This window comes from Enterobacter sp. 301B (assembly GCF_003850715.1).
GTDB classification, from domain to species: domain Bacteria; phylum Pseudomonadota; class Gammaproteobacteria; order Enterobacterales; family Enterobacteriaceae; genus Enterobacter; species Enterobacter intestinihominis.
Map to the genome: position 1 here is coordinate 33,523 of NZ_PQTC01000012.1, position 25,288 is coordinate 58,810.

General features: G+C 57.5%; 27 protein-coding genes. 16 read left to right on the plus strand and 11 right to left on the minus strand.

The features are described from left to right. Nucleotides 1–5 precede the first annotated feature (5 nt). The 6 genes from C3451_RS14365 to C3451_RS14390 form a co-directional block, all read right to left on the minus strand. The gene (locus C3451_RS14365; protein WP_003861263.1) at nt 6–263 is read right to left on the minus strand and encodes a phosphopantetheine-binding protein; all 258 of its coding nucleotides are present in this window, start codon (nt 261–263) and stop codon (nt 6–8) included. After that, the gene (locus tag C3451_RS14370; RefSeq protein WP_063139278.1) at nt 244–1,059 is read right to left on the minus strand and encodes a lysophospholipid acyltransferase family protein; all 816 of its coding nucleotides are present in this window, start codon (nt 1,057–1,059) and stop codon (nt 244–246) included. Before C3451_RS14370 ends, C3451_RS14365 begins: the two co-directional genes overlap by 20 nt. Continuing rightward, nucleotides 1,056–1,778, minus strand: coding sequence for a beta-ketoacyl synthase chain length factor (locus tag C3451_RS14375; protein WP_023307137.1), 723 nt, complete (start codon nt 1,776–1,778; stop codon nt 1,056–1,058). The genes C3451_RS14370 and C3451_RS14375 overlap by 4 nt, the downstream gene beginning before the upstream one ends. Nucleotides 1,779–1,903: 125 nt before the next feature. Next, nucleotides 1,904–2,953, minus strand: a complete 1,050-nt coding sequence (locus C3451_RS14380) for an AI-2E family transporter (protein WP_003861270.1) — start codon at nt 2,951–2,953, stop codon at nt 1,904–1,906. A gap of 135 nt (nt 2,954–3,088) precedes the next feature. Next, nucleotides 3,089–3,646, minus strand: a complete 558-nt coding sequence (locus tag C3451_RS14385) for a DcrB family lipoprotein (protein ID WP_022649677.1) — start codon at nt 3,644–3,646, stop codon at nt 3,089–3,091. A gap of 72 nt (nt 3,647–3,718) precedes the next feature. Continuing rightward, the gene (locus C3451_RS14390) at nt 3,719–4,384 is read right to left on the minus strand and encodes a 7-cyano-7-deazaguanine/7-aminomethyl-7-deazaguanine transporter (protein ID WP_045622192.1); all 666 of its coding nucleotides are present in this window, start codon (nt 4,382–4,384) and stop codon (nt 3,719–3,721) included. A gap of 169 nt (nt 4,385–4,553) precedes the next feature. Here C3451_RS14390 and tusA point away from each other — a divergent pair, with 169 nt between their 5' ends. The 4 genes from tusA (at nt 4,554) to C3451_RS14410 (ending at nt 7,821) form a co-directional block, all read left to right on the plus strand. Beyond that, the gene (gene tusA / locus C3451_RS14395) at nt 4,554–4,796 is read left to right on the plus strand and encodes a sulfurtransferase TusA (RefSeq protein ID WP_000130627.1); all 243 of its coding nucleotides are present in this window, start codon (nt 4,554–4,556) and stop codon (nt 4,794–4,796) included. 234 nt (nt 4,797–5,030) lie between these two features. Further along, nucleotides 5,031–6,002, plus strand: a complete 972-nt coding sequence (locus C3451_RS14400) for a TRAP transporter substrate-binding protein (RefSeq protein ID WP_022649675.1) — start codon at nt 5,031–5,033, stop codon at nt 6,000–6,002. A 12-nt stretch (nt 6,003–6,014) separates the two neighbouring features. Then, on the plus strand, nt 6,015–6,524 hold the full coding sequence (locus tag C3451_RS14405) for a TRAP transporter small permease (protein WP_023298808.1): 510 nt from the start codon (nt 6,015–6,017) through the stop codon (nt 6,522–6,524). Nucleotides 6,525–6,534: 10 nt separating this feature from the next. After that, on the plus strand, nt 6,535–7,821 hold the full coding sequence (locus C3451_RS14410) for a TRAP transporter large permease (protein ID WP_022649674.1): 1,287 nt from the start codon (nt 6,535–6,537) through the stop codon (nt 7,819–7,821). Nucleotides 7,822–7,910: 89 nt separating this feature from the next. Here C3451_RS14410 and zntA read toward each other — a convergent pair whose 3' ends face one another. Together zntA and C3451_RS14420 are read right to left on the minus strand one after the other, a co-directional pair. Next, a complete protein-coding gene (zntA, locus tag C3451_RS14415) occupies nt 7,911–10,082 on the minus strand; it encodes a Zn(II)/Cd(II)/Pb(II) translocating P-type ATPase ZntA (protein ID WP_045622191.1) in 2,172 nt (723 codons plus the stop codon). A 76-nt stretch (nt 10,083–10,158) separates the two neighbouring features. Continuing rightward, nucleotides 10,159–10,785: a lysoplasmalogenase gene (locus C3451_RS14420; RefSeq protein WP_022649672.1), complete on the minus strand. Its 627-nt coding sequence runs from the start codon at nt 10,783–10,785 to the stop codon at nt 10,159–10,161. Between the two features lie 129 nt (nt 10,786–10,914). Between C3451_RS14420 and C3451_RS14425 the strand changes: the two genes are divergently transcribed. Next, the gene (locus C3451_RS14425) at nt 10,915–11,274 is read left to right on the plus strand and encodes a DUF2500 domain-containing protein (protein WP_045622190.1); all 360 of its coding nucleotides are present in this window, start codon (nt 10,915–10,917) and stop codon (nt 11,272–11,274) included. A 54-nt stretch (nt 11,275–11,328) separates the two neighbouring features. Here C3451_RS14425 and C3451_RS14430 read toward each other — a convergent pair whose 3' ends face one another. Then, entirely contained in the window at nt 11,329–11,610 is a 282-nt protein-coding gene (locus C3451_RS14430) for a DUF1145 family protein (protein ID WP_022649670.1), read from the minus strand. Further along, on the minus strand, nt 11,594–12,196 hold the full coding sequence (gene rsmD, locus C3451_RS14435; RefSeq protein WP_022649669.1) for a 16S rRNA (guanine(966)-N(2))-methyltransferase: 603 nt from the start codon (nt 12,194–12,196) through the stop codon (nt 11,594–11,596). Before rsmD ends, C3451_RS14430 begins: the two co-directional genes overlap by 17 nt. 126 nt (nt 12,197–12,322) lie before the next feature. Here rsmD and ftsY point away from each other — a divergent pair, with 126 nt between their 5' ends. The 6 genes from ftsY (at nt 12,323) to livJ (ending at nt 19,307) form a co-directional block, all read left to right on the plus strand. Beyond that, nucleotides 12,323–13,783 carry a signal recognition particle-docking protein FtsY gene (gene ftsY / locus C3451_RS14440; protein WP_124304336.1) on the plus strand — a complete coding sequence of 487 codons (1,461 nt, stop codon included), beginning with the start codon at nt 12,323–12,325 and terminating at the stop codon, nt 13,781–13,783. Between the two features lie 2 nt (nt 13,784–13,785). Continuing rightward, complete coding sequence (ftsE, locus tag C3451_RS14445) at nt 13,786–14,451, plus strand: cell division ATP-binding protein FtsE (protein WP_006812284.1); 666 nt, start codon at nt 13,786–13,788, stop codon at nt 14,449–14,451. Continuing rightward, the gene (ftsX, locus tag C3451_RS14450; protein WP_022649667.1) at nt 14,444–15,499 is read left to right on the plus strand and encodes a permease-like cell division protein FtsX; all 1,056 of its coding nucleotides are present in this window, start codon (nt 14,444–14,446) and stop codon (nt 15,497–15,499) included. Before ftsE ends, ftsX begins: the two co-directional genes overlap by 8 nt. Before the next feature lie 250 nt (nt 15,500–15,749). Next, on the plus strand, nt 15,750–16,607 hold the full coding sequence (gene rpoH, locus C3451_RS14455; RefSeq protein ID WP_000159624.1) for an RNA polymerase sigma factor RpoH: 858 nt from the start codon (nt 15,750–15,752) through the stop codon (nt 16,605–16,607). 136 nt (nt 16,608–16,743) lie between these two features. Continuing rightward, complete coding sequence (locus tag C3451_RS14460; protein ID WP_045622189.1) at nt 16,744–18,009, plus strand: 4-aminobutyrate--2-oxoglutarate transaminase; 1,266 nt, start codon at nt 16,744–16,746, stop codon at nt 18,007–18,009. Nucleotides 18,010–18,206: 197 nt separating this feature from the next. Beyond that, nucleotides 18,207–19,307 (plus strand): branched chain amino acid ABC transporter substrate-binding protein LivJ, encoded by a 1,101-nt coding sequence (gene livJ, locus C3451_RS14465; protein WP_015571474.1) that lies wholly within the window; start codon nt 18,207–18,209, stop codon nt 19,305–19,307. Nucleotides 19,308–19,470: 163 nt separating this feature from the next. Here livJ and panM read toward each other — a convergent pair whose 3' ends face one another. Beyond that, complete coding sequence (gene panM / locus C3451_RS14470; RefSeq protein WP_022649664.1) at nt 19,471–19,854, minus strand: aspartate 1-decarboxylase autocleavage activator PanM; 384 nt, start codon at nt 19,852–19,854, stop codon at nt 19,471–19,473. Between the two features lie 424 nt (nt 19,855–20,278). Between panM and livK the strand changes: the two genes are divergently transcribed. From livK to livF, 5 genes are read left to right on the plus strand one after another with little or no spacing between them, the layout of a single operon-like run. Next, nucleotides 20,279–21,388, plus strand: a complete 1,110-nt coding sequence (gene livK, locus C3451_RS14475) for a high-affinity branched-chain amino acid ABC transporter substrate-binding protein LivK (protein ID WP_022649663.1) — start codon at nt 20,279–20,281, stop codon at nt 21,386–21,388. Between the two features lie 46 nt (nt 21,389–21,434). Further along, nucleotides 21,435–22,361: a high-affinity branched-chain amino acid ABC transporter permease LivH gene (livH, locus tag C3451_RS14480; RefSeq protein WP_003861540.1), complete on the plus strand. Its 927-nt coding sequence runs from the start codon at nt 21,435–21,437 to the stop codon at nt 22,359–22,361. Then, nucleotides 22,358–23,635 (plus strand): high-affinity branched-chain amino acid ABC transporter permease LivM, encoded by a 1,278-nt coding sequence (locus C3451_RS14485; protein ID WP_045622187.1) that lies wholly within the window; start codon nt 22,358–22,360, stop codon nt 23,633–23,635. The genes livH and C3451_RS14485 overlap by 4 nt, the downstream gene beginning before the upstream one ends. After that, nucleotides 23,632–24,399, plus strand: coding sequence for a high-affinity branched-chain amino acid ABC transporter ATP-binding protein LivG (gene livG / locus C3451_RS14490; protein WP_022649661.1), 768 nt, complete (start codon nt 23,632–23,634; stop codon nt 24,397–24,399). The genes C3451_RS14485 and livG overlap by 4 nt, the downstream gene beginning before the upstream one ends. A 1-nt stretch (nt 24,400) precedes the next feature. Then, the gene (gene livF, locus C3451_RS14495; RefSeq protein WP_023298801.1) at nt 24,401–25,114 is read left to right on the plus strand and encodes a high-affinity branched-chain amino acid ABC transporter ATP-binding protein LivF; all 714 of its coding nucleotides are present in this window, start codon (nt 24,401–24,403) and stop codon (nt 25,112–25,114) included. Nucleotides 25,115–25,288 lie beyond the last annotated feature (174 nt).

The following is a 25,288-nucleotide window of genomic DNA, read 5'->3' on the forward strand; positions in this document are numbered from 1 at the left end:
CATTCTCAGGCGCGTTGTTGATGAATAAAAGCCGCGAGCGTGGCAACGGAATAGAAGTGCTGACGCATCTCGTCACTTTCGGCAGAAAGCACTACGCCGTACTGATTTTTTACCGCCAGCCCCAGCTCAAGGGCGTCGATTGAGTCCAGACCGAGGCCGTCGCCAAAGAGCGCGGCGTCTGTATCAATATCCTCTGGGGTAAGTTCTTCCAGATTCAGCGTAGAGATAATGAGATTCTTAATTTCAAGATAGAGCGCTTGCATCTTTCGTTCCTGACAAAGATTGAAGACCGGTTGTTAACTGATGCTGCATATGCCGGTTTAACTGCCTTGCCGCCAGCGCGGGTTCGTGCTGACTCGCATCATAAAAATCATGAATGTTGATGCGTTCGCGAACATCCACGGTGAAAACAGGTTTGTTGGGGGGCACGTTATACCAGCTGCTCTGTTTATCCAGCATCCGTTCGCTACAGTGGATCACCACCACGCGCACGGCGCTGTTGCAGCGAACGGCGATATTCGCCGCCCCACGTTGCAGGGTAATGGCTTCCCCCACCCGGGTGCGGGTGCCTTCAGGGAAGATAAGCAGGGTGTCGCCCTGGGCCAGACGCTGCTGGCTTGCGGCAAGCAGCGTGTCGGCTTCGCTGTTAATCAGATAGTCCGCCGCGCGGATCACGCCGCTGACGAACGGGTTACGCAGCAACGCGCTTTTCACCAGACAGTCGGTTTCGTTCATCACCGACGCCAGCAGAACGTAGTCCAGCAGCGAGGGATGGTTCGCAATCACCAGACAGCCCCGCTCGGCGCGCAAAACGTCCAGGTTGTTGAAACGGTAATCCAGTACCCCTACACCGCGTACCACCGCGAGGAACAGGCGGAAACTGGCAGAAATAGTGCGGCGTGCCAGGCGGCGACGTTGAGTGCGGTCACGCTGGAAAATCAGCAGCAGGTTAAACCACACCAGCGACAGCGTCAGCCCGCCGAGGCCGAACAGGGCGAAGCACAATCCGGTCATCAGCATGCGCCATACCCGATCGAGGCGGGAACGTAACCCTCTCATTGGCGCGTCCATTGCCACAGCAGGCGCTCGCCCGGCAGGGTAAACTGGCGCTCGTCCCGCAGGTAATGGCGCAGGAACTGCAGGCTTTGCGGCAGCGCGGGCTCTTCAGGCCTGCGGTTGGCGTGCGTTTCACAGCTGAGCGTATTTCCGGCCTCAATTACCAGCGCCAGCGCGTAGGGCCAGACGGGCATCTGCGGCGGCAGCCCGGCGTGATAAAACTCCGGCAGCAGACCGTCGAAATCTACCAGTAACACGCGTGAGTAGCCCGCATGCAGCAGGCTCAGCACCTCGCATAAGCTCTGCTGGAAGGTATCCATACCGGCGGAAACCGACGAAGAGACAACAGGCTGACGCGCGGCGATAGTGAGATTGCCGACCGCCGAGTTGTGTACCGACATGGCAAAATCGGTGGGGGAAACGGGCTGATCTGCCGCCAGGGCCTGGAGAATACGAAAATTGCGTTCCAGCTCCCCGTGACGGCTGCTGTAGACGACGGCGTCGATGCGGTGTTTGCGCAGCATCATCAGGCCAAGATCGACGGCCAGCTTGCTGCCTGAATTCAGGCGGCGGGCGGTCATCATCGGCAGATCGGTCAGTTTCGCCAGCGGTGCATCAGGATCGATGGCGTCAGACCGGCGTGACCATGCCTGCCATTCGTCGGCATCGCTGAGTCCTGGCGCTCTTGCCTGCCAGTCGATAAGGGTAAGTGTAAATTTCATCTACGCGCGTCCGCGATAAACCTGTTTCTGTGACTTTTTCTTCGCCAGCGCGATTTGCTGCGCACATCGTACAATGTTGTCGTCGCGCTGGCGAATAAACGTCACTTTTAACCCTTTCCACCCGGTTATCCCGGCAAACGGCTTTTTGGCCGACCCGGACCCAGCAGAATGGCGAGTTTACTGCCTCCTTTCGTGGTTTCCATCCAGATTTTACAGACGCTGGTGAGCGGCACGGAGAGCAGCATGCCCACCGGTCCCAGCAGCCATCCCCAGATCAGTAACGATAAAAACACCACCATCGTCGACATGCCCAGACGGTGACCCATCATGCGCGGTTCGAGAATATTGCCCAGCACCATATGCACGACGAGGAACAGCGCTCCTACCAGCATGCACTCATAAAAACCGTTAAACAGGAACGCCTGGATCATCGGCGGAACGGCAGAAAGCACCGCGCCGATATTGGGCACGTAGTTCAGTAAAAACGCCAGCACGCCCCACATCAGCGCGAACTGCACGTCCAGCAGCACCAGCCCCAGCCAGACGATCACGCCGGTCCACAGGCTTAACAGCGTTTTCAGCGCCAGATATTTGGACACACCCTTCAGCGCGCGATGCAAGCCGGCAATGTGGATCTGCGGATTGTTCAGGGCAAAACGCAGCTTATACGGCACGTGGCGCACTTCGAACAGCATAAACACCACCGTCATCACCAGCAGCAGAATGCTGGCCATTGCCCCGGAAAGCCCGGTCATCAACGTGGTGGCGTAGGTCATCACCTTCTCGGAATCCATCCGGCGCAGCATCCGTTCCGGTGAGATATGCAGATTAACGAACGGCAACATGCGCTGGAGATCGACCAGCTTGCGCGTCAGCTCTTTATTGTACTGCGGCAGCATGGTGGAAAATTCGCTCAGCGAGGCGGCGAGCACGCCGAACAGCGCCGTCAGGACAACCAGCATCACCATCACCACAATGGTAATCGCGACCGGGCGGCTGATGCCCCGGCGTAAAAACCACGTCACCAGCGGGTTGAGGACGATGGCGAAAAACAGCGCCAGCAGAAGCTGAACAATGATATCCGCCGCCGCATGGATACCCGCAAGGATAACCACCAGGCAGGCGAGTTTTAATAAAATATGAAGTCCGGCTTTGTCGGGCGGGCTGGCAGTCATAAGAATTCCTTTTTCCGGGGGGCTTGCTAATTGTAGTGCGCCGGATTCGCTTCGTCTGGAGCGTTAGTCTTAAAGTCATGGAAAAAAAATGGCCCCCGGCGCAAGCGACGGAGGCCACGTCATCCTGGTGAACAATTACTGGATCACGAGGGTGTTAATGATGTTTTCAGCGGTAGCCTGCGCTTTTTGCTGATTATCTGCAGGCAGAGTGATCTGCATGGTCAGCAGTTTATTATCTACCTTGCCGAGAACCACGGAGGAGTAAGCGGTCTGGCCTTTGGCGGAGATGATGCTGTCCAGCTGTTGCAGCGTGTGGCCTTTCAGCTCGATAGACTTATTGGTCACCACCTGAAGCTGCGGGTCGCGGCTGCGCTGCTGATCTTCCAGACGTTTGGACAGCACACCCAGATCTTCGCTGGTATCGTCACCGACAATCACAATGACTGCTTTTTGCCCGGTGGCATCGGAGTAGACGTGCATGTTGTTCGCCTGGGTGCCCAGCTTACCGCTCTGATCGGTCATGTCCGCGGGCAGAGAGAAACTGAGTTTGCCATCCATCAGGCTCACCGGCTGACCGGTGGCGTTGCTTTCTGCTGACGCGCCCTGAGCAGGCGTTTTGGTGTCGCTGTTATCACAGGCTGCAAGGCCAACAACCAGCAGGCCAATCCCGACATATTTAACCAGATTGCGCATTGACTTCTTCCTTTCGATAAACGGCCATAGCGGCTCATTCGTTCATCTTATCACAACTGATAAAGCGAACCCTTAACCTGCCTGCAATGCGGACATTTCAGATTTATCTGCCAGTCTTTTCAGCAGCATATTCAACAGCACGCCGTACATCGGCAGGAAGAAGACCAGGCTGATAAGCACCTTAAAGGCGTAGTCCACCAGAGCGATTTCCATCCAGTGTTCTGCCATGAAGGCGTCCGGGCTGCGCCAGAAGGCAATGAAGAAGAAGGCCAGCGTATCGCTCACGTTACCGAACAGCGTGGAAGCCGTTGGTGCCATCCACCAGCGATGGTTCTGACGCAGGCGGTTAAACACGTGGACATCGAGGATCTGCCCCAGGGCATAGGCCATAAAGCTGGCGGCGGCAATACGCGCGACGAACAGGTTGAAGTGCGTCAGCGCTTCGAAGCCCTGCCAGCTTCCCATGTAAAACAGCGAGGAGATGGCGTAGGAGACAAACAGTGCCGGGATCATCACCGCAAAAATAATCCGCCGCGCCAGCGGTGCGCCAAAAATACGCACGGTTAAATCCGTCGCAAGGAAAATAAACGGGAAACTGAACGCGCCCCAGGTGGTATGGAAACCAAAAATGGAGATGGGGAGCTGTACCAGATAGTTACTGGAGATGATCACCAGCAGATGAAATAGCGAAAGCCAGAACAACGCCTTGACGCGTTGCGATTGTGTAAAGGAGTTCATATTGTACCTTTTTGATTAATATTTGGGGTGAGGGAACCCAATAAAGCCGCCGCATGATACTGCTTTAACGACACTTTGCAATGGCTAATTTTCACGCAATCGTTAACCTGGTTTGCATTGGCGATAGCGGGGCGTAAACTACAGCCGTTTTTGCCTGAACGAGAAGAACATGACCGACCTGTTTTCCAGCCCAGACCACACGCTTGATGCTCAGGGCCTCCGTTGCCCGGAGCCGGTAATGATGGTGCGTAAGACCGTCCGTAACATGCAGAGCGGCGAAACGCTGCTGATCGTCGCCGATGACCCGGCTACCACCCGTGATATCCCCGGCTTTTGTACCTTTATGGAACATGAGCTGGTGGCGCAGCAAACCGAGACCTTGCCGTACCGGTATTTGATTCGTAAGGGGTAAGTGCGGCCTGACGCCCGGCGGCGCTTCGCTTGCACGGGCCTACGGGTGTAGTAGGTCGGGTAAGGCGCAGCCGCCACCCGACAAGTACTCATCACAATTTCGAACCATCGTTTCAAAATTTCGCGCTTTTTGTGAGGCGCTTCACCCTCCTTTTTCCAGCCGTAGTCTAATTTTTAAACGTCAAAAACTAAAACATCGTTTTAACACTTATTTCACTACCCTGGAGTTGACTCAATGAAAACGACCCTCAAGCCGTTACTGGCTGCTCTGTGCCTGTCTGCTTTTGCCTGCACCGTTTCTGCCCAGACCATCAAAGCCGCCGATGTGCATCCTGAAGGCTACCCGAACGTAGTGGCGGTTCAGCAGATGGGTGAAAAACTCAAACAACAAACCGATGGCAAGCTGGAGATTAAGGTCTTCCCCGGCGGCGTGCTGGGGGATGAAAAGCAGATGATTGAGCAGGCGCAGATGGGGGCGATAGACATGATCCGCGTCTCTATGGCGCCGGTTGCCGCCATCCTGCCGGATATCGAAGTGTTTACGCTGCCCTACGTATTCCGCGATGAAGACCACATGCACAAGGTGATCGACGGGGATATCGGCAAGCAGATTGGCGACAAGCTGACCGCCAACCCGAAATCGCGCCTGGTCTTCCTCGGCTGGATGGATTCCGGCACCCGCAACCTGATCACCAAAGAGCCAATCGTTAAACCGGAAGACCTGAAAGGGAAGAAGATCCGCGTCCAGGGTAGCCCGGTGGCGCTGGCCACGCTGAAAGCGATGGGGGCGAACTCGGTGGCGATGGGCGTCAGCGAGGTTTACAGCGGCATGCAGACCGGGGTGATCGATGGCGCGGAGAACAACCCGCCAACCTTTATCGCCCACAACTACATGCCGATCGCCAAAAACTACACGCTGAGCGGCCACTTTATCACTCCGGAAATGCTGCTCTACTCCAAAGTGAAATGGGACAAGCTCAGCGCTGACGAACAGCAAAAGATCCTGACGCTGGCCCGCGAAGCGCAGTTCGAGCAGCGCAAGCTGTGGAATGCGTATAACGACCAGGCGCTGGCAAAAATGAAGGCTGGCGGCGTGAAGTTCCACGATATCGACAAAACGGTGTTCATCAAAGCCACTGAGCCGGTGCGCGCGCAGTATGGCGACAAGCATCAGGATCTGATGAAAGCCATCGCTGACGTTCAGTAATCCGGAGTACGTATGTCCGAACTCTACCTGAAGTGGATGGATCGTCTGTACCTGCTCGCCATGGCGGTGGCGGGTCTCTCGCTGCTGGTGATGACGATTGTCATCCCCATCGGCATCTTCTCACGCTACGTGCTCAATCGCGGCGAATCCTGGCCGGAGCCGATCGCCATTATCTGCATGGTGACGTTTACCTTCATCGGCGCGGCGGTAAGCTACCGCGCCGGGTCGCATATTGCGGTCAACATGCTTACCGACCGCCTGCCCGCGTCGCTGCAAAGGCTGTGCGCGCGGGTAGTGGATCTGCTGATGCTGCTGATTTCTGGCCTGATGTGCTGGTACAGCTACTGGCTGTGCGTCGAGCTGTGGGAGCAGCCGGTGGCGGAGTTTCCGCTCCTGACCTCCGGCGAAAGCTATCTGCCTCTGCCTGTCGGGTCGGCCATTTTGATCCTGTTTGTGCTTGAACGCCTGCTGTTTGGCTCGCAGGAAAACCGTCCGGTCGTGCTGATCGGCAATCACAGTTAAGGGGTGAACAATGGATGCTTTTGTTTTGTTATTCACCCTCGCCATTTTGCTGGCGCTGGGGATGCCGGTGGCCTTCGCCGTCGGCTTAAGCGCCGTGGCGGGCGCGCTGTGGATTGACCTGCCGCTGGAGGCGCTGATGATCCAGATCACCAGCGGGGTCAATAAATTTACCCTGCTGGCAATCCCGTTCTTCATTCTTGCCGGGGCGATCATGGCGGAAGGGGGCATTGCCCGACGGCTGGTGAATTTCGCCTACGTGTTCGTCGGCTTTATCCGCGGTGGGCTGTCGCTGGTGAACATTGTCGCCTCGACGTTCTTCGGCGCGATTTCCGGCTCGTCGGTGGCGGATACGGCGTCTATCGGCAGCGTGATGATCCCGGAGATGGAGAAGAAGGGTTATCCGCGCGAATACGCGGCGGCGGTGACGGCCAGCGGGTCGGTGCAGGCGATTCTGATCCCGCCCAGCCACAACTCGGTGATTTACTCCCTGGCGGCGGGGGGAACGGTCTCCATCGCCACGCTGTTTATCGCGGGCGTGCTGCCGGGCCTGCTGCTGGGCGTGAGCCTGATGGTGCTCTGCCTGTGCTTCGCCCGCAAGCGCGGCTACCCGAAGGGGGACAAAATCCCGTTCAGGCAGGCGCTGAAAATTATGCTCGATGCCCTGTGGGGGCTGATGACGGTGGTGATTATCCTCGGCGGGATCTTGTCCGGGATTTTTACCGCCACCGAATCTGCCGCCGTGGCCTGCCTGTGGGCGTTCTTCGTCACCATGTTTATCTACCGCGACTACAAGTGGAGCGAACTGCCGAAGCTGATGTGCCGCACGGTGAAAACCGTCACCATCGTGATGATTTTAATCGGCTTTGCCGCGGCGTTTGGGGCGGTGATGACCTACATGCAACTGCCGATGCGCATCACCGAATTCTTCACATCGCTCTCCGATAACAAGTACGTGATCCTCATGTACCTCAACATCATGCTGCTGCTGATTGGCACGCTGATGGACATGGCGCCGATCATCCTGATCCTGACGCCGGTGCTGCTGCCGGTGACCAATGCACTGGGTATCGACCCGGTGCATTTTGGGATGATCATGATGGTTAACCTGGGGATTGGGCTGATCACGCCGCCGGTCGGGTCGGTGCTGTTTGTGGCGAGCGCGGTGAGTAAGCAGAAGATCGAACACGTGGTGCGGGCGATGCTGCCGTTTTACGGTATGTTGCTGGTCGTGCTGGGGATGGTGACGTACATTCCGGCGATTTCATTGTGGTTGCCGGGGCTGTTAGGGATGCAGTGACGCGTGCGGCCTGATGCCCTCACCCCGGCCCTCTCCCGCGGGGAGAGGGGGCAAACACGAGAAACGGCAACCCGGTTGCCGTTTCACTTTTACCTTTGACGCAACAGCCGCAACGCGTTCGCCGTAACCAGCACCGTCGCCCCCGTATCCGCCAGTACCGCCAGCCACAGTCCGGTCATGCCGAGCAGCGTGGTGACCAGGAAAATCCCCTTCAGACCCAGCGCAATGGCGATGTTCTGCCGAATATTGGCGCGCGTCGCCCGCGCAAGTTCTATCATCTGCGCCAGCCCGGTCAGGCGGTTGTGCGTCAGCGCCGCATCGGCGGTCTCCAGTGCCACGTCGGTGCCGCTGCCCATCGCAATGCCGATGGTGGAAGCTTTCATTGCCGGGGCATCGTTTATTCCGTCCCCGACCATCGCCAGCGGGGCGTTGCTGTTCAGCCCGGTTACCGCGCTGACTTTATCCGCAGGCAACAATCCGGCCTTAAACTCCAGCCCCAGCTCGCCGGCAATCGCCGCCGCCGCGCGCGGATTATCGCCGGTCAGGATCACGCCCTGTACTCCCAGCCTGTGCAGTGCGTCGACGGCCTCTTTCGCATCGTCACGCAGGGTGTCGCGCAGCGCCAGCATGCCCATCGGCACACCGTCCTGCATCACGGTAATGACCGTCTGCCCGGCCTGCTCCAGCGCCTCAACCTGTGGAGTAGAGCGCGCGTCCGCCGCGGCGATCAGCACTTTTTTGCCTTCGACCACAGCTTCAATGCCTGACCCGACCAGCGCTCGCTGGGCCGTTGCTGGAGGGATGTTCAGCCCGCGGCCCTTCGCTTCACGTACAATCGCCTGCGCCAGAGGGTGGGTGGAACCCTGCTCCACGGCAGCGGCCAGCGTCAGCAGGGCGTCTTCACTGATGTCCTGCGGATACACGCCGGTCACCTGCGGCCTGCCGACGGTCAGCGTGCCGGTTTTATCGAAGGCGATGTGCTGGACCTGGCTCAGTTGCTCCAGCGCCGCGCCGCCCTTAATCAGCGCCCCGCGACGTGCCGCCGCCGCCAGCCCGGAGGTAATCGCCGCCGGGGTGGAGATCACCAGCGCACACGGACAGCCGATCAGCAGCAGCGTCAGCCCTTTGTAAATCCAGCCCTCCCACGGTGCGCCGAAGAACAGCGGCGGGACGACGGTGACCAGCAGCGCCACCAGCATGATGGCGGGGGTGTAAATCCGGCTGAAGCGATCGATAAAGCGTTCTACCGGCGCGCGGCGCTCCTCGGCCTCTTCAATCAGCCTGAGGATGCGGTCGATGGCACTGTCGCCCGGTTCGGAAAGGACCGTCAACTGCACCAGTAGGTCGACGCTGGTGGCGCCCGCAGGCACCTTTTCACCCGCCGCGCGCGCAACCGGGATGGATTCCCCGGTCAGGGCACTTTCGTCAAAACTTGCGGTGGCGGTAACGAGGGCCCCATCGGCTGGCAGACGTCCGCCTGCGGGCACTTCAATCACGTCACCCGGTCGCAGGGTGTTGATGGCGACCGTTTCACGCTGACCATCAATAACCCGCGTGGCGGTTTCCGGCTTTAGCGCCATCAGCGCGCTCACCCCTTTACGCGCCCGGCTCGCCGCCCAGCCCTCAAGGCGTTCGCCAATTAAGAACAGCAGCAGCACCATCGCCGCTTCCGCCGTCGCGCCAATAAACAGCGCCCCGATAGCCGCCACGCTCATCAGCGTTTCGATGGCAAACCAGCTGCCGCTTCTCATCAGACGCAGCGCCTGACGGGCAATCGGGAACAGGCCAACCAGCGTGGTGGCGATAAACGCCAGGTTGCCGAACGGGTGGTTGATCTGCTCCAGCCCCCAGCTCAGGGCCATCATGATGATGAGGGTGATAAGGGGCAGGTTTTCTTTTAGCGGGGACGTTTTTTCTGCGGGCGCCGTTTCGCTGCGCAGGGTATAACCCGCTTTGCTGACGGCGGCTTCAACCTGTCTGCTGACGTCGTTTTCGGCGCTGACCAGCAGCTTTTCGGTAGCGAACAGCACCTGAACGTGGCTCACGCCCGGCACCTGCTTCACCGCGTTTTCCACTTTGCGGGCGCAGGCCGCGCAGTCCATGCCGTTGACGACCCAGCTGTAGTGATTGCCGCTTTCAGGCAGCGTTTGAGTTTGCGTTTCGCATGCGCCCTCGCAGCAGCAGTCCTCTTTTGGCGGAACCGGGCTGAGCTTAAGTGCCGAGAATTTGGGAACTTTTTTAGGTATTTCTGGAGTCGACATGGCAGTCTCCGGTAATGATAATTTTCTCATTAACCGCAGCATACACTCTGGAGTCGACTCCAGAGTCAAGCGTTATTTAGATATACAGTGAACGCACAATGAGGAAGTGTCCGGCAAAGTAACAGGCGGCAGAAATCGCATTATCCGCACGGAAGCGGCGGCGATAGTGGCTGCCCAGCCAGACGATGTTACCCAACAGCAACAGTGCGGCACCGAAGAACGCGGACATCGCAGGCGCTGTCGGACGGAAGAACCACAGCTCGCCCGCCAGCCACACCATCACCAGCGTCATGGCGATAAACGTACACACCGGCAGACGCATCTCTTCCAGACGCGACCAGATCACCGCGATCAGCAGGGCGCCAATCACCAGCAGCACCAGCGGCAGCGGCCAGAAGATGGAGAGCGTCATCTGGCTGGCAAAGTAGATGGTATAGAGCAGATGCGACAGGAAGAATGCCCCCACGGCGTACAGCAGACGCTGGCGCGGCAGCAGGGTTAAGGCATCGCCAATCAGGGACGCACACAGCCCCGCGAGGACAAGATAGCTGATGGCGTTAAACATCGGTGCCTGCCAGGCAAGCAACAGCAGGAGCAATAGCGTGACGGGTTTAAACAACCAGCGCTGCCAGGCTGGGCCACGGTAAGACGCATCGACGTAAAGCCATGCGGAAAAACAGACAGCGATAAATGACCAAAGCATATTAACTCCCTGTAACTGTTGAGGCTGAATGATCAGTTTCTGATCCAGTGTAGTGACGCGAGCGGGCGTTTGGCAATGCCGGGGCAGGCGAGGTATCCTGAATTCCGCATAATCTGATGGGATTTTTCAATGAGCAAGATGCCGCTGTTTTTTATTGTCGTGCTGGCGATTATCGTCATTGCCGCCTCGTTTCGCTTCGTGCAGCAGCGCCGTGAGAAGGCCGACAACGATGCCGCACCGCTGATGCAAAAGCGCGTGGTGGTGACGAACAAGCGCGAGAAACCGCTTAATGACCGCCGATCCCGCCAGCAGCAGGTGACGCCTGCGGGCACAACGATGCGCTATGAAGCGAGCTTTAAGCCGGAAATCGGCGGGCTGGAGATGACCTTCAGACTGGAGGCGCAGCAGTACCACCAGCTGACGGTGGGGGAGAAAGGCACGCTGAGCTACAAAGGGTCGCGGTTTGAAGGGTTTGAACCGGAGCAGTAATTTTCCCCTCACCCCGGCCCTCTCCCCGAAGGGGAGAGGGTTAGGGTGAGGGGGTTACTTCTTCACCTGCGCCTTAAACTTCTTCATCCACACCAGCAGCTCAAATACGCCGAAAATAAACACCCGTAGCTGCTGCCAGCCGGTCATCGGTGGGCTATCTTTCGGCAGTCCGTTTTTCAGCATCACCATCTGCAAGGCATGCATGAACGCGGTGAAAATCAGCGCCACGTTAATGAAGATATTCAGCGGACGCGGGAACGGGTGTACCAGATTCAAAATCAAAAATGCCCAGACGCCCAGCATCAGCAAGCGCCCTACGTTAATCAGTACTGGCATCGGATCCTCCTTGTGCCTGACGGTGATACAGACGATAAGCCACCTGGCCGGCGACCTTCTCGCGGTGCAGATCCCAGTGAACGGGAACGGGCGGCAGACCATTTTCCACTTCGCTTTCAACGTAAATCAGCGCGTCGTCTGCCAGCCAGCCATTTTTTTCCAGCAACGATAATGTCTCTTCCAGCAGCCCTTTACGGAACGGCGGGTCAACAAACACCACGTTGAACGGCGTTCCCTGTTGCGCGAGGAAGCTCAGCGTGTTGGTATTCACCACTTTGGCGTTGGTTGCTTTCAGCGTAGCCAAATTTTGCTGCAACGTCTGCGCGACGCCGCGCTCCATCTCCAGTAGCGTGGCGCTCGCAGCATAGCGCGACAGCGCTTCCAGCCCTAATGCACCGCTTCCGGCGAAGCAGTCCAGGCAATGGGCGTCTACCATTGACGGGGCGAGCCAGTTAAACAGCGTCTCGCGAACGCGGTCCGTGGTAGGGCGTAAACCGGGGCTGTCCGGCACCGGTAATTTCCGGCCTCGCCACTGACCGCCGATAATGCGAATTTGACCGGCCGGGGCGCGGGTGGGTTTCTTCATCTCAGGAAAGCTCTGTTAACAATGCCCTGCGATTGCGGGCGGTGATGTCAATTAAGTAAAGTGTTAGACTATTTCATCATTTTTTTAGCTTCCCTGTATATAGCGCCGCGAGGAGTGTAGTCGCAGATGGCAAAACAAAAAAAACGTGGCTTCTTTTCCTGGTTGGGTTTCGGTGAAAAAGAGCAAGAAACAGAACAGAAAACCGAAGAACAGCAGGTTGTAGAAGAGCAGTCACAGCCTGAAACGCCTGTCGAAACCGCTGCGGTTGTCGAAGCGGAAGAGCCAGCCCACAGCAAAGAAGAGATTGAATCCTTTGCCGAAGAGGTGGTTGAGGTTACCGAACAGGTTCAGGAGAGCGAAAAACCAGAGCCGGTTATCGTTGAAACCCTTACCGAAGCGCCGCAGGCCGCTATCGAACACGAAGCGCTGCCGCTGCCGGAAGAGGTGAAAGCTGAAGAGGTTTCTGCCGAAGAGTGGCAGGCCGAAGCGGAAACCGTTGAAATTGTTGAGGCGGTGGAAGAAGAAGCGGCCCTTGAGCCAGAGCTGACCGACGAAGAGCTGGAGGCCCAGGCGCTGGCGGCGGAAGCGGCTGAAGAAGCGGTCATCGTCGTGCCGGTGGAAGAGCAGGCCGAAGAAGAGATCGTTCAGGAGCAGGAAAAACCGACCAAAGAAGGTTTCTTCGCGCGCCTGAAGCGCAGCCTGCTCAAAACCAAAGAAAACTTAGGTTCCGGATTTATCAGTCTGTTCCGCGGCAAGAAGATCGACGACGATCTGTTTGAGGAGCTGGAAGAGCAACTGCTGATTGCGGACGTGGGCGTGGAAACCACCCGGAAAATCATCGCCAACCTGACCGAAGGGGCGAACCGCAAACAGCTGCGTGACGCCGAGGCGCTGTACGGCCTGCTGAAAGACGAGATGGGTGAAATTCTCGCAAAAGTTGACGAACCGCTTAATATTGAAGGCAAAATGCCCTTTGTTATTCTGATGGTTGGCGTCAACGGCGTGGGTAAAACCACCACCATCGGCAAGCTGGCGCGCCAGTTTGAGCAGCAGGGCAAATCGGTGATGCTGGCGGCGGGCGATACCTTCCGTGCGGCAGCGGTGGAACAGCTCCAGGTGTGGGGCCAGCGCAACAAGATTCCGGTCATTGCCCAGCACACCGGCGCGGATTCCGCGTCCGTGATTTTCGATGCCATCCAGGCGGCGAAGTCGCGTAATGTGGACGTGCTGATTGCAGATACCGCAGGGCGTTTGCAGAACAAATCGCACCTGATGGAAGAGCTGAAGAAAATCGTTCGCGTCATGAAGAAGCTGGACGAAGATGCACCGCATGAAATTATGCTGACTATCGACGCCAGCACCGGACAGAACGCCATCAGCCAGGCGAAGCTGTTCAATGAAGCGGTAGGACTGACCGGGATCACGCTGACCAAGCTGGACGGCACCGCGAAAGGCGGGGTGATCTTCTCCGTGGCCGACCAGTTCGGCATTCCTATCCGTTATATCGGTGTGGGCGAGCGTATTGAGGATTTACGTCCGTTTAAAGCGGACGACTTTATTGAGGCACTATTTGCCCGAGAGGACTAACAATGATTCGCTTTGAACACGTCAGCAAGGCCTATCTCGGCGGGAGACAAGCGCTGCAGGGGGTAACATTCCACCTCCAGCCAGGCGAGATGGCATTCCTGACCGGCCATTCCGGCGCGGGGAAAAGTACCCTGCTCAAGCTGATCTGTGGGATCGAGCGGCCAAGTGCCGGGAAAATCTGGTTCAGCGGCCATGAAATTAGCCGTCTTAAGAACCGTGAAGTGCCGTTCCTGCGTCGTCAGATTGGCATGATTTTCCAGGATCACCACCTGCTGATGGATCGCACGGTTTTCGATAACGTCGCGATCCCGCTGATTATTGCCGGCGCCAGTTACGATGATATCCGCCGTCGCGTTTCGGCGGCGCTGGATAAGGTCGGGCTGCTGGACAAAGCGAAGAACTTCCCGATCCAGCTCTCCGGCGGTGAGCAGCAGCGCGTGGGCATCGCCCGTGCGGTGGTGAACAAGCCTGCCGTCTTGCTGGCGGATGAACCGACCGGTAACCTGGACGATGCCCTCTCTGAAGGGATCCTGCGTCTGTTTGAGGAATTTAACCGCGTGGGGGTCACGGTACTGATGGCGACGCACGACATGGGGCTTATCTCACGCCGTTCGTACCGCATGCTGACCCTGAGCGACGGGCATTTGCACGGAGGCCACGGTGAATAAGCGTGATGCAATGAACCAGATTCGGCAGTTCAGCAACCGGTTTGACCGTTTCCGCAAGCCTCAGGGCGGCGGGGACGGCAATCGCCATGCGCCTAAGCGTGCCAAAGCGACACCGAAACCGAACTCCCGTAAAACCAACGTCTTCAACGAACAGGTGCGCTACGCCTTCCAGGGCGCGTTGCAGGATCTAAAAAGCAAACCGCTGGCGACGTTCCTGACGGTGATGGTGATTGCCATCTCCCTGACGCTGCCCAGCGTCTGCTACATGGTTTACAAAAACGTGAACCAGGCGGCGTCCCAGTACTATCCGTCGCCGCAGATTACCGTTTATCTGGATAAAGCCCTCGACGATAACGCGGCGGCTCAGGTAGTGGGGCAGATTCAGGCCGAGCAGGGCGTGGAGAAGGTGAACTATCTTTCCCGCGATGAAGCGCTGGGCGAATTCCGCAACTGGTCCGGGTTCGGCGGCGCGCTGGATATGCTGGAAGAGAACCCGCTGCCCGCCGTGGCGGTGGTGATCCCGAAGCTCGATTTCCAGGGCACCGATTCGCTCAACACCCTGCGCGACCGCATTACCCGCATCAATGGGATTGATGAAGTGCGCATGGACGACAGCTGGTTTGCCCGTCTTGCCGCCCTGACCGGGCTGGTGGGGCGCGTATCGGCGATGATCGGCGTGCTGATGGTGGCGGCGGTGTTCCTCGTCATCGGTAACAGCGTGCGCCTGAGCATCTTCGCCCGTCGCGATACCATCAACGTGCAGAAACTGATTGGCGCAACGGATGGTTTCATCCTCCGCCCGTTCCTCTATGGCGGCGCGTTATTAGGTTTTTCTGGTGCATTTCTTTCATTGATTTTGTCAGAAATTTTGGTGATGCGGCTGTCGTCTGCCGTCACCGAGGTGGCGCAGGTTTTCGGAACGAAGTTTGATATCAGTGGCTTAGGGTTCGATGAGTGCCTGCTGTTGCTGCTGGTCTGCTCCATGATCGGCTGGGTGGCGGCATGGCTGGCAACGGTTCAACATTTACGCCACTTTACTCCCGACTAATAAAAGCGTGATATAATCTTTCCCTGCACCGAGATGTTCGCTTGCAGGGAAAGCGTCCCTGTTGTCTCTTCCCCTGTAATCATCTTCATGTCACATTTTGTGCGTAATTTATTCACTGTTGCACCTGGAACTTGTGGATAAAATCACTGTCTGATAAAAGAGTGAATGCTAATCTCGTTGCTCAAACGCTTTGGCATGGTTGTTGCCTGACGGGGACAACCTGGACCAGAAGAAACATTGAGAGGAATGAATGACCAAAGAAATGCAAACTTTAGCTTTAGCCCCTGTTGGTAACCTGGAATCTTACATCCGGGCTGCGAACACCTGGCCGATGTTAACGGCTGAGGAAGAAAAGGAGCTTGCTGAAAAGCTGCATTACCAGGGCGATCTGGAAGCAGCTAAAACGCTGATCCTGTCTCACCTGCGCTTTGTTGTTCACGTTGCTCGTAATTATGCGGGCTACGGCCTGCCGCAGGCGGACCTGATTCAGGAAGGTAACATTGGCCTGATGAAGGCGGTACGTCGCTTCAACCCGGAAGTGGGTGTGCGACTCGTCTCCTTCGCCGTGCACTGGATCAAAGCGGAAATTCACGAATACGTCCTGCGTAACTGGCGTATTGTGAAAGTCGCCACGACGAAAGCGCAGCGCAAACTGTTCTTCAACCTGCGTAAAACCAAGCAGCGTCTGGGCTGGTTCAATCAGGATGAAGTGGAAATGGTGGCGCGCGAGCTGGGCGTTTCCAGCAAAGACGTCCGCGAGATGGAATCCCGTATGGCCGCGCAGGACATGACGTTTGATATGTCTGCCGACGACGATGCCTCCGACAGCCAGCCGATGGCCCCGGTCCTGTATCTGCAGGATAAAACCTCTAACTTTGCTGACGGCATTGAAGAGGATAACTGGGAAGACCAGGCGGCAAACAAGCTGACCTTCGCGATGGAAGGCCTCGACGAGCGTAGCCAGGATATCATCCGTGCCCGCTGGCTGGACGAAGATAACAAGTCCACGTTGCAGGAACTGGCCGACCGCTACGGCGTCTCCGCTGAACGTGTGCGTCAGCTTGAGAAGAACGCCATGAAAAAACTTCGCGCCGCTATCGAAGCGTAATTTCCGCGAAGTACACCGAGAACCCCTGGATGAGAGTCTGGGGGTTTTGTTTTTTTAGCGCCCGCTCTGGCGAATTTCTTCCCCCTGGCAAACACTTACTGATGCGCTAAGCAGGCGACTTTCAGAGGGTGACAGGGTGAAAAATAACGAACTGAACGACCGGCGTTTACAGGCGACGCCGCGCGGTATCGGCGTCATGTGTAACTTCTATGCCGATAAAGCCGAAAACGCCACGGTGTGGGATGTAGAAGGTAACGAGTATATTGATTTTGCCGCCGGGATCGCCGTGCTGAATACCGGGCATCGCCATCCTAAAGTTATCGCCGCCATCGAAAAACAGCTTCATGCCTTTACCCATACCGCTTACCAGATCGTCCCCTATGAAGGTTATGTGGCGCTTGCCGAGCGCATCAACCAGCGCGTACCCATAGAGGGGCCAGCCAAAACCGCCTTCTTCTCAACGGGTGCAGAAGCGGTCGAAAACGCGGTGAAAATTGCCCGCGCGTACACCAGACGTCCCGGCCTTATCACCTTCGGCGGCGCGTTCCACGGCCGTACCTTTATGACCATGGCGCTGACCGGCAAAGTGGCGCCCTATAAGCTCGGCTTCGGCCCGTTCCCCGGCTCGGTGTACCACGCGCAATTCCCCAACAGCCTGCACGGCGTCAGTACCGCCGAAGCGTTAAAAAGCCTGGAGCGCATCTTCAAAGCCGATATCGCGCCCGATCAGGTGGCGGCAATCATTATTGAACCGGTTCAGGGCGAGGGCGGATTCAACGTCGCGCCCGCTGATTTTATGCAGTCGCTGCGTGCCCTGTGCGATACCCACGGGATTTTACTGATTGCCGACGAAGTGCAAACCGGCTTCGCCCGTACCGGCAAGCTATTCTCCATGGAAAACCACTGCGTGAAGCCCGATCTGATCACCATGGCGAAAAGCCTGGCGGGCGGAATGCCGCTCTCTGCCGTCTCTGGCCGGGCAGAGGTGATGGACGCGCCCGCTCCGGGCGGACTGGGCGGCACCTACGCGGGTAACCCGCTGGCGATTGCGGCGGCCCATGCGGTGCTGGACGTGATTGACGAGGAAGATCTCTGCACGCGCGCGTCTCATCTCGGCCATCATCTTGTTGAGGTGCTGAATAAAGCGAAGGATGGCTGTCCCTGGATCGCCGATATCCGTGGGCAGGGCTCGATGGTGGCGGTGGAATTTACCGATCCGCAAACCGGACAGCCGTCGCCGGAATTTACCCGTCAGGTTCAGGAACGCGCGTTGAACGAAGGGCTGCTGCTTTTGAGTTGCGGCGTCTACGGCAACGTTATCCGCTTCCTCTACCCGCTCACCATCCCCGAAGCGCAGTTCCGTAAAGCGCTGGATATTATTTCCGCCTCGCTGACACGATAAAGCCAAAAGCCCGGCTGAAATGACAGTCGGGCTTATCATATTTTCATTTCAAATTAGCTATTCCAAAATCATAAAAATGGGGTATGTTTTAGCAGAGTATGCTGAAAAAGCGCGAACAGCACGCCTATAATTGAAATAAAGCGCTACACAACAACATCACAACAATCGTTATAACCATAATAATGGGGAATCTCAGGATGAACATGAAGGGTAAAGCGTTACTGGCAGGATGTATCGCGTTGGCATTCAGCACTATGGCGCAGGCCGATATTAAAGTGGCCGTGGTGGGCGCGATGTCCGGTCCGGTAGCACAGTACGGCGACCAGGAATTTACGGGCGCGGAACAGGCGGTTGCAGACATTAATGCTAAGGGCGGCATCAAGGGCGAAAAGCTGCAAATCGTAAAATATGACGATGCCTGTGACCCGAAACAGGCGGTCGCGGTGGCGAACAAAGTGGTAAATGACGGGATCAAATACGTTATCGGTCACCTGTGCTCCTCTTCCACCCAGCCCGCGTCTGACATCTACGAAGACGAAGGCATTCTGATGATCACGCCGGCTGCGACGGCACCAGAGCTGACCGCGCGCGGCTATAAGCTGATCCTGCGTACCACCGGTCTGGACTCGGATCAGGGGCCAACCGCCGCGAAATACATTGTGGAAAAAGTGAAGCCGCAGCGCATCGCGATTGTTCATGACAAACAGCAGTACGGCGAAGGCCTGGCCCGTGCGGTGCAGGATAACCTGAAAAAAGCGAATGCCAACGTGGTGTTCTTTGACGGTATTACCGCCGGTGAGAAAGACTTCTCGACTCTGGTAGCGCGTCTGAAGAAAGAGAATATCGACTTCGTTTATTACGGCGGCTACCACCCGGAAATGGGGCAGATCCTGCGTCAGGCGCGTGCGGCGGGTCTGAAGACACAGTTCATGGGGCCAGAAGGCGTGGCGAACGTTTCCCTGTCTAACATCGCGGGTGAGTCTGCTGAAGGGCTGCTGGTGACCAAACCGAAAAACTACGACCAGGTGCCTGCGAACAAACCTGTTGTAGATGCCATCAAGGCGAAGAAACAGGATCCAAGCGGTGCGTTCGTCTGGACCACTTACGCAGCGTTGCAGTCTCTGCAAGCGGGCCTGAACCAGTCAGCCGATCCGGCGGAGATTGCCACCTGGCTGAAAGCGAACTCGGTGGAAACCGTGATGGGGCCGCTGTCCTGGGATGAGAAGGGCGACCTGAAGGGCTTCGAGTTCGGCGTGTTTGACTGGCATGCCAACGGCACGGCGACAGACGCCAAATAAAAGCAAAAAGGCAACGTAAGTTGCCTTTTTTAATGTTTTCTCCCTCTCCCCGTGGGAGAGGGCCGGGGTGAGGGCATCAGGCCGCAGAGCCCCGCTTTTGCCCGGTGGCGCTTCGCTTACCGGGCCTACAATGAGCACCTCGCAGCCGCCACCCGGCTTTCTTTTAGCGCTTCTCCCACCCGTTCGCCTGCGCCGTAAACCCTAACGCCTGCATAAACGCCGCCATTACGCCGCGATCCTCCACGCCCACGTCGGCCATCCACCAGGAGGTCACGCTCGGGTTTTCGCGGATCACCTCTTCAATCAAATACTGCCCGACCCCGCGACGACGGGTCACGTCGCGCACGCGCAGGGAGTCCAGCGCCCCTTCCGTGCCGCTCAGCGTTACGCGGACGGCGGCCAGCAGGCGCTCGTTAAAGCGCGCGGCATAGATGCGGTGGTTCTCATCGACGGCCAGCGATGAAGAAGAATATTCCGGCCAGATCTTGCCCAGGTCGATATGATCCTGGTCGCTAAAGGTCACCAGACGCACGATAGTCAGTTTCATTAGCTGCTTGTCCAAATCAAAAAGAGTACGGCCAGTGTACTCAATTTAATTGCTCAGGCACTTTCTCTTTTCCTTCCCATTTACCAGGTGATTAGTTTTTTGGCAACGCGATGGGCAGTTTGAAAACACATGGATCGAAAAATAAGCAGAATTTTAACCTGAATGGTAGTGATTTATTCGGCGCTTTGTACCGTTATTTTATGCTGCAAACTGCGCTTTTATTTGTTTATCTCCGTCTGATTTCAGAATATTATCTTTGCTTAATCGCCTGAAAAATAGAGATATTAGTCTGGTTTTTGTTAAAAACCTGCGCTAAACCATTAAAGGCACTGGTAAAAATAGCGTTGTTCATTAAAAGTACAGAATGCTTTTTAACCATAATAAAACAAAATATAAACATCACTTCACGAATGGGGATTCTGAGATGAAAAGGAACGCGAAGACGTTAATCGCGGGGATGGTCGCACTGTCGATCTCGCATGCCGCTATGGCAGACGACATTAAAGTTGCGGTAGTGGGTGCGATGTCCGGCCCCGTTGCCCAGTGGGGCGATATGGAGTTCAACGGCGCGCGTCAGGCCATCAAAGATATCAATGCTAAAGGCGGCATCAAAGGCGACAAGCTGGTGGGCGTGGAGTATGACGACGCCTGCGATCCAAAACAGGCCGTCGCGGTCGCCAACAAAATCGTTAACGACGGTATCCAGTACGTCATCGGGCACCTGTGTTCCTCCTCCACGCAGCCTGCGTCTGATATCTACGAAGACGAAGGCATCCTGATGATCACCCCGGGCGCCACCAACCCGGAACTGACCCAGCGGGGTTACCAGCACATTATGCGTACCGCCGGTCTGGACTCCTCGCAGGGGCCAACCGCCGCCAAATACATCCTCGAAACCGTTAAGCCACAGCGCATTGCCATCATTCATGACAAACAGCAGTACGGTGAAGGCCTGGCGCGCTCCGTACAGGACGGCCTGAAAAAAGGCGGGGCGAATATCGTCTTCTTCGACGGCATTACCGCCGGTGAGAAAGACTTCTCCGCGCTGATCGCCCGCCTGCAAAAAGAGAATATCGACTTCGTTTACTACGGCGGCTACTACCCGGAAATGGGGCAGATGTTGCGCCAGGCGCGCGCCACCGGTCTGAAAACCCAGTTTATGGGGCCTGAGGGCGTCGGTAATGCCTCCCTGTCGAACATCGCGGGCGATTCTGCCGAAGGCATGCTGGTGACGATGCCAAAACGCTATGACCAGGATCCGGCGAATAAAGCTATCGTGGATGCGCTCAAGGCACAGAAGAAAGATCCGAGTGGCCCATACGTCTGGATCACCTACGCGGCCGTGCAGTCGCTGGCCACGGCCATGGATCGCACCGGCAGCAAAGAGCCGCTGGATCTGGTGAAAGATTTAAAAGCACACGGGGCGAACACCGTGATTGGGCCGCTGAACTGGGATGAGAAAGGCGATCTGAAGGGATTTGAATTTGGTGTCTTTAAGTGGCACGCCGACGGTTCGTCCTCGGTCGCCAAATAATAATCCCACCGCCCGGTTTACCGGGCGGATATAAAAAGGTTTGCATATGTCCGAGCAGTTTCTCTACTTTTTGCAGCAGATGTTTAACGGCGTCACGCTGGGAAGCACCTACGCGCTGATCGCCATCGGCTACACGATGGTTTACGGCATTATCGGCATGATTAACTTCGCCCACGGCGAGGTGTACATGATCGGTAGCTACGTCTCCTTTATGATCATCGCTGCGCTGATGATGATGGGCATCGACAGCAGCTGGTTGCTGGTGGCCGCCGGGTTTGTCGGCGCGATTGTGATTGCCAGCGCCTACGGCTGGAGCATCGAACGGGTGGCCTACCGGCCGGTGCGCAGCTCCAAGCGCCTTATTGCGCTGATCTCCGCCATCGGTATGTCCATCTTCCTGCAAAACTACGTCAGCCTGACAGAAGGTTCGCGTGACGTGGCGCTGCCAAGCCTGTTTAACGGCCAGTGGATTGTGGGGGCCAGCGAAAACTTCTCTGCCTCTGTCACCACCATGCAGCTGGTTATCTGGGTTGTGACCTTTATTGCCATGCTGGCCCTGACCCTGTTCATCCGCTACTCCCGCATGGGACGCGCCTGCCGCGCCTGCGCGGAAGACCTGAAGATGGCGAGCTTGCTCGGGATCAACACCGACCGCGTGATTGCCCTGACCTTCGTGATCGGTGCAGCGATGGCGGCGGTGGCGGGCGTGTTGCTCGGCCAGTTCTACGGCGTAATCAACCCGTACATCGGCTTTATGGCCGGGATGAAAGCCTTCACCGCCGCGGTACTGGGCGGTATCGGCAGCATTCCGGGCGCGATGATTGGCGGCCTGATTTTGGGCGTGGCCGAAGCGCTCTCCTCGGCGTACCTGAGCACCGAATATAAAGATGTGGTGTCGTTTGCCCTGCTGATTCTGGTTCTGCTGGTGATGCCTACCGGTATTCTGGGCCGTCCGGAGGTAGAGAAAGTATGAAACCGATGCATTTTGCGATGGCGCTGCTCTCTGCCGCCATGTTCTTCGTGCTGGCGGGCGTCTTTATGGGCGTCCAGTTAGGGCTGGACGGCACGAAGCTGGTGGTCGACACCGCCGCTGATATTCGCTGGCAGTGGGTGTTTATCGGTACTGGCGTGGTGTTCCTGTTCCAGCTGCTGCGTCCGCTGTTCCAGAAGACGCTGAAGAACGTCTCCGGGCCGAAATTCGTCCTTCCGGCGATCGACGGTACAACCGTGAAGCAGAAGCTGTTCCTTGTGGCGCTGCTGGTGGCTGCCGTGGCGTGGCCGTTTATGGTATCGCGCGGGACGGTGGATATTGCCACCCTGACCATGATCTACGTGATTCTGGGGCTAGGTCTGAACGTGGTGGTGGGGCTGTCTGGCCTGCTGGTGCTGGGCTACGGCGGGTTCTACGCCATCGGCGCGTACACCTTCGCGCTGCTGAACCATTATTACGGCCTCGGCTTCTGGACCTGTTTGCCGCTGGCGGGGCTGGTCTCTGCCGCCGCGGGCTTCCTGCTCGGCTTCCCGGTGCTGCGCCTGCGCGGTGACTACCTGGCGATTGTGACCTTAGGCTTCGGCGAAATCGTCCGTATCCTGCTGCTCAACAATACCGAAGTGACCGGCGGTCCGAACGGCATCAGCCAGATCCCGAAACCGACCTTCTTCGGCCTGGAGTTCAGCCGTACCGCCCGCGAAGGCGGCTGGGATACCTTCAGCAACTTCTTTGGCATCAAATACGACCCGTCCGACCGCGTGATCTGGCTCTACCTGGTGGCGCTGCTGCTGGTGGTGATTACCCTGTTTGTGATCAACCGTCTGCTGCGCATGCCGCTGGGCCGCGCATGGGAAGCGCTGCGTGAGGATGAGATCGCCTGCCGTTCCCTGGGCCTGAATCCGACCCGTATCAAGCTGACCGCGTTTACCATCAGCGCCGCGTTTGCCGGTTTCGCCGGAACGCTGTTTGCCGCGCGTCAGGGCTTCGTCAGCCCGGAATCGTTCACCTTTGCCGAATCGGCCTTCGTGCTGGCGATTGTGGTGCTCGGCGGGATGGGTTCCCAGTTCGCCGTGATCCTCGCGGCCATCCTGCTGGTGGTCTCGCGCGAGCTGATGCGCGACTTTAACGAATACAGCATGCTGATGCTGGGTGGCTTGATGGTGCTGATGATGATCTGGCGTCCGCAGGGCCTGCTGCCGATGACGCGTCCACAGCTGAAGCTTAAGAGCGCGGAAGCGAAAGGAGAGCAGGCATGAGTCAGCCATTATTATCCGTTAACGGTCTGATGATGCGTTTTGGTGGCCTGCTGGCGGTCAACAACGTGAATCTGGATCTGCATAAGAAAGAGATTGTCTCCCTGATTGGCCCGAACGGCGCAGGGAAAACCACAGTATTCAACTGCCTGACCGGTTTTTACAAGCCGACAGGTGGCACCATCATGCTGCGCGACCAGCACCTCGAAGGGCTACCGGGCCAGCAGATTGCCCGCATGGGCGTGGTGCGTACCTTCCAGCACGTGCGTCTGTTCCGGGAGATGACGGTGATTGAGAACCTGCTGGTGGCGCAACATCAGCAACTCAAAACCGGCCTCTTTTCCGGCCTGCTGAAAACCCCGGCCTTCCGCCGCGCGCAGGAGGAGGCGCTCGATCGCGCCGCCACCTGGCTCGACCGTATCGGCCTGCTCCAGCACGCCAACCGTCAGGCGAGCAACCTCGCCTACGGTGACCAGCGTCGCCTTGAGATCGTGCGCTGCATGGTGACCCAGCCGGAGATCCTGATGCTCGACGAACCGGCGGCGGGCCTTAACCCGAAAGAGACCAAAGAGCTGGACGAGCTGATTGCCGAGCTTCGCGATCATCACGACACCACCATCCTGCTGATTGAGCACGACATGAAGCTGGTGATGGGCATTTCGGACCGTATCTACGTGGTAAACCAGGGCACGCCGCTGGCAAACGGCACGCCGGAAGAGATCCGCAGCAACCCGGACGTGATCCGCGCATACCTTGGTGAGGCATAAGATGGAAAAAGCGATGTTAACGTTCGACAAGGTCAATGCGCACTACGGTAAGATCCAGGCGCTGCACGACGTCAGCCTGCACATCAATCAGGGCGAGATCGTCACCCTGATTGGTGCCAACGGCGCGGGGAAAACCACGCTGCTCGGCACCCTGTGCGGCGATCCGCGCGCCACCAGCGGGCGGATTGTGTTTGACGGCAAAGATATTACCGACTGGCAGACGGCTAAAATTATGCGTGAAGCGGTAGCGATCGTCCCGGAAGGGCGTCGCGTGTTCTCGCGCATGACGGTCGAAGAGAACCTGGCGATGGGCGGTTTCTTCGCCCACCGGGATGAATACCAGACCCGCATCAAATGGGTATACGAACTCTTCCCGCGCCTGTGGGAGCGGCGAATTCAGCGCGCGGGCACCATGTCCGGCGGGGAGCAACAGATGCTGGCGATTGGCCGCGCGCTGATGAGCCAGCCGCGTCTGCTGCTGCTGGATGAACCGTCGCTCGGGCTGGCGCCTATCATCATTCAGCAGATTTTCGACACCATCGAGCAGCTGCGCAAAGAGGGGATGACCATCTTCCTCGTCGAGCAGAACGCCAACCAGGCGCTGAAGCTCGCTGACCGTGGCTACGTGCTGGAGAACGGCCGCGTGGTGCTCTCCGATACCGGCGATGCGCTACTGGCGAACGAAGCGGTGCGGAGCGCGTATTTGGGCGGCTAAGCCGTCTGTATCGCCCGGTGGCGCTGCGCTTACCGGGCCTACGGATACCATGTAGGCCGGGTAAGGCGAAGCCGCCACCCGGCTTTTTTTCATATTAACCCCTTCACACAACCATCATCCCTCTGACGCCTGGCTGTCACCTATCTGTAAACAAACAGTTATTTTTCTGTCATT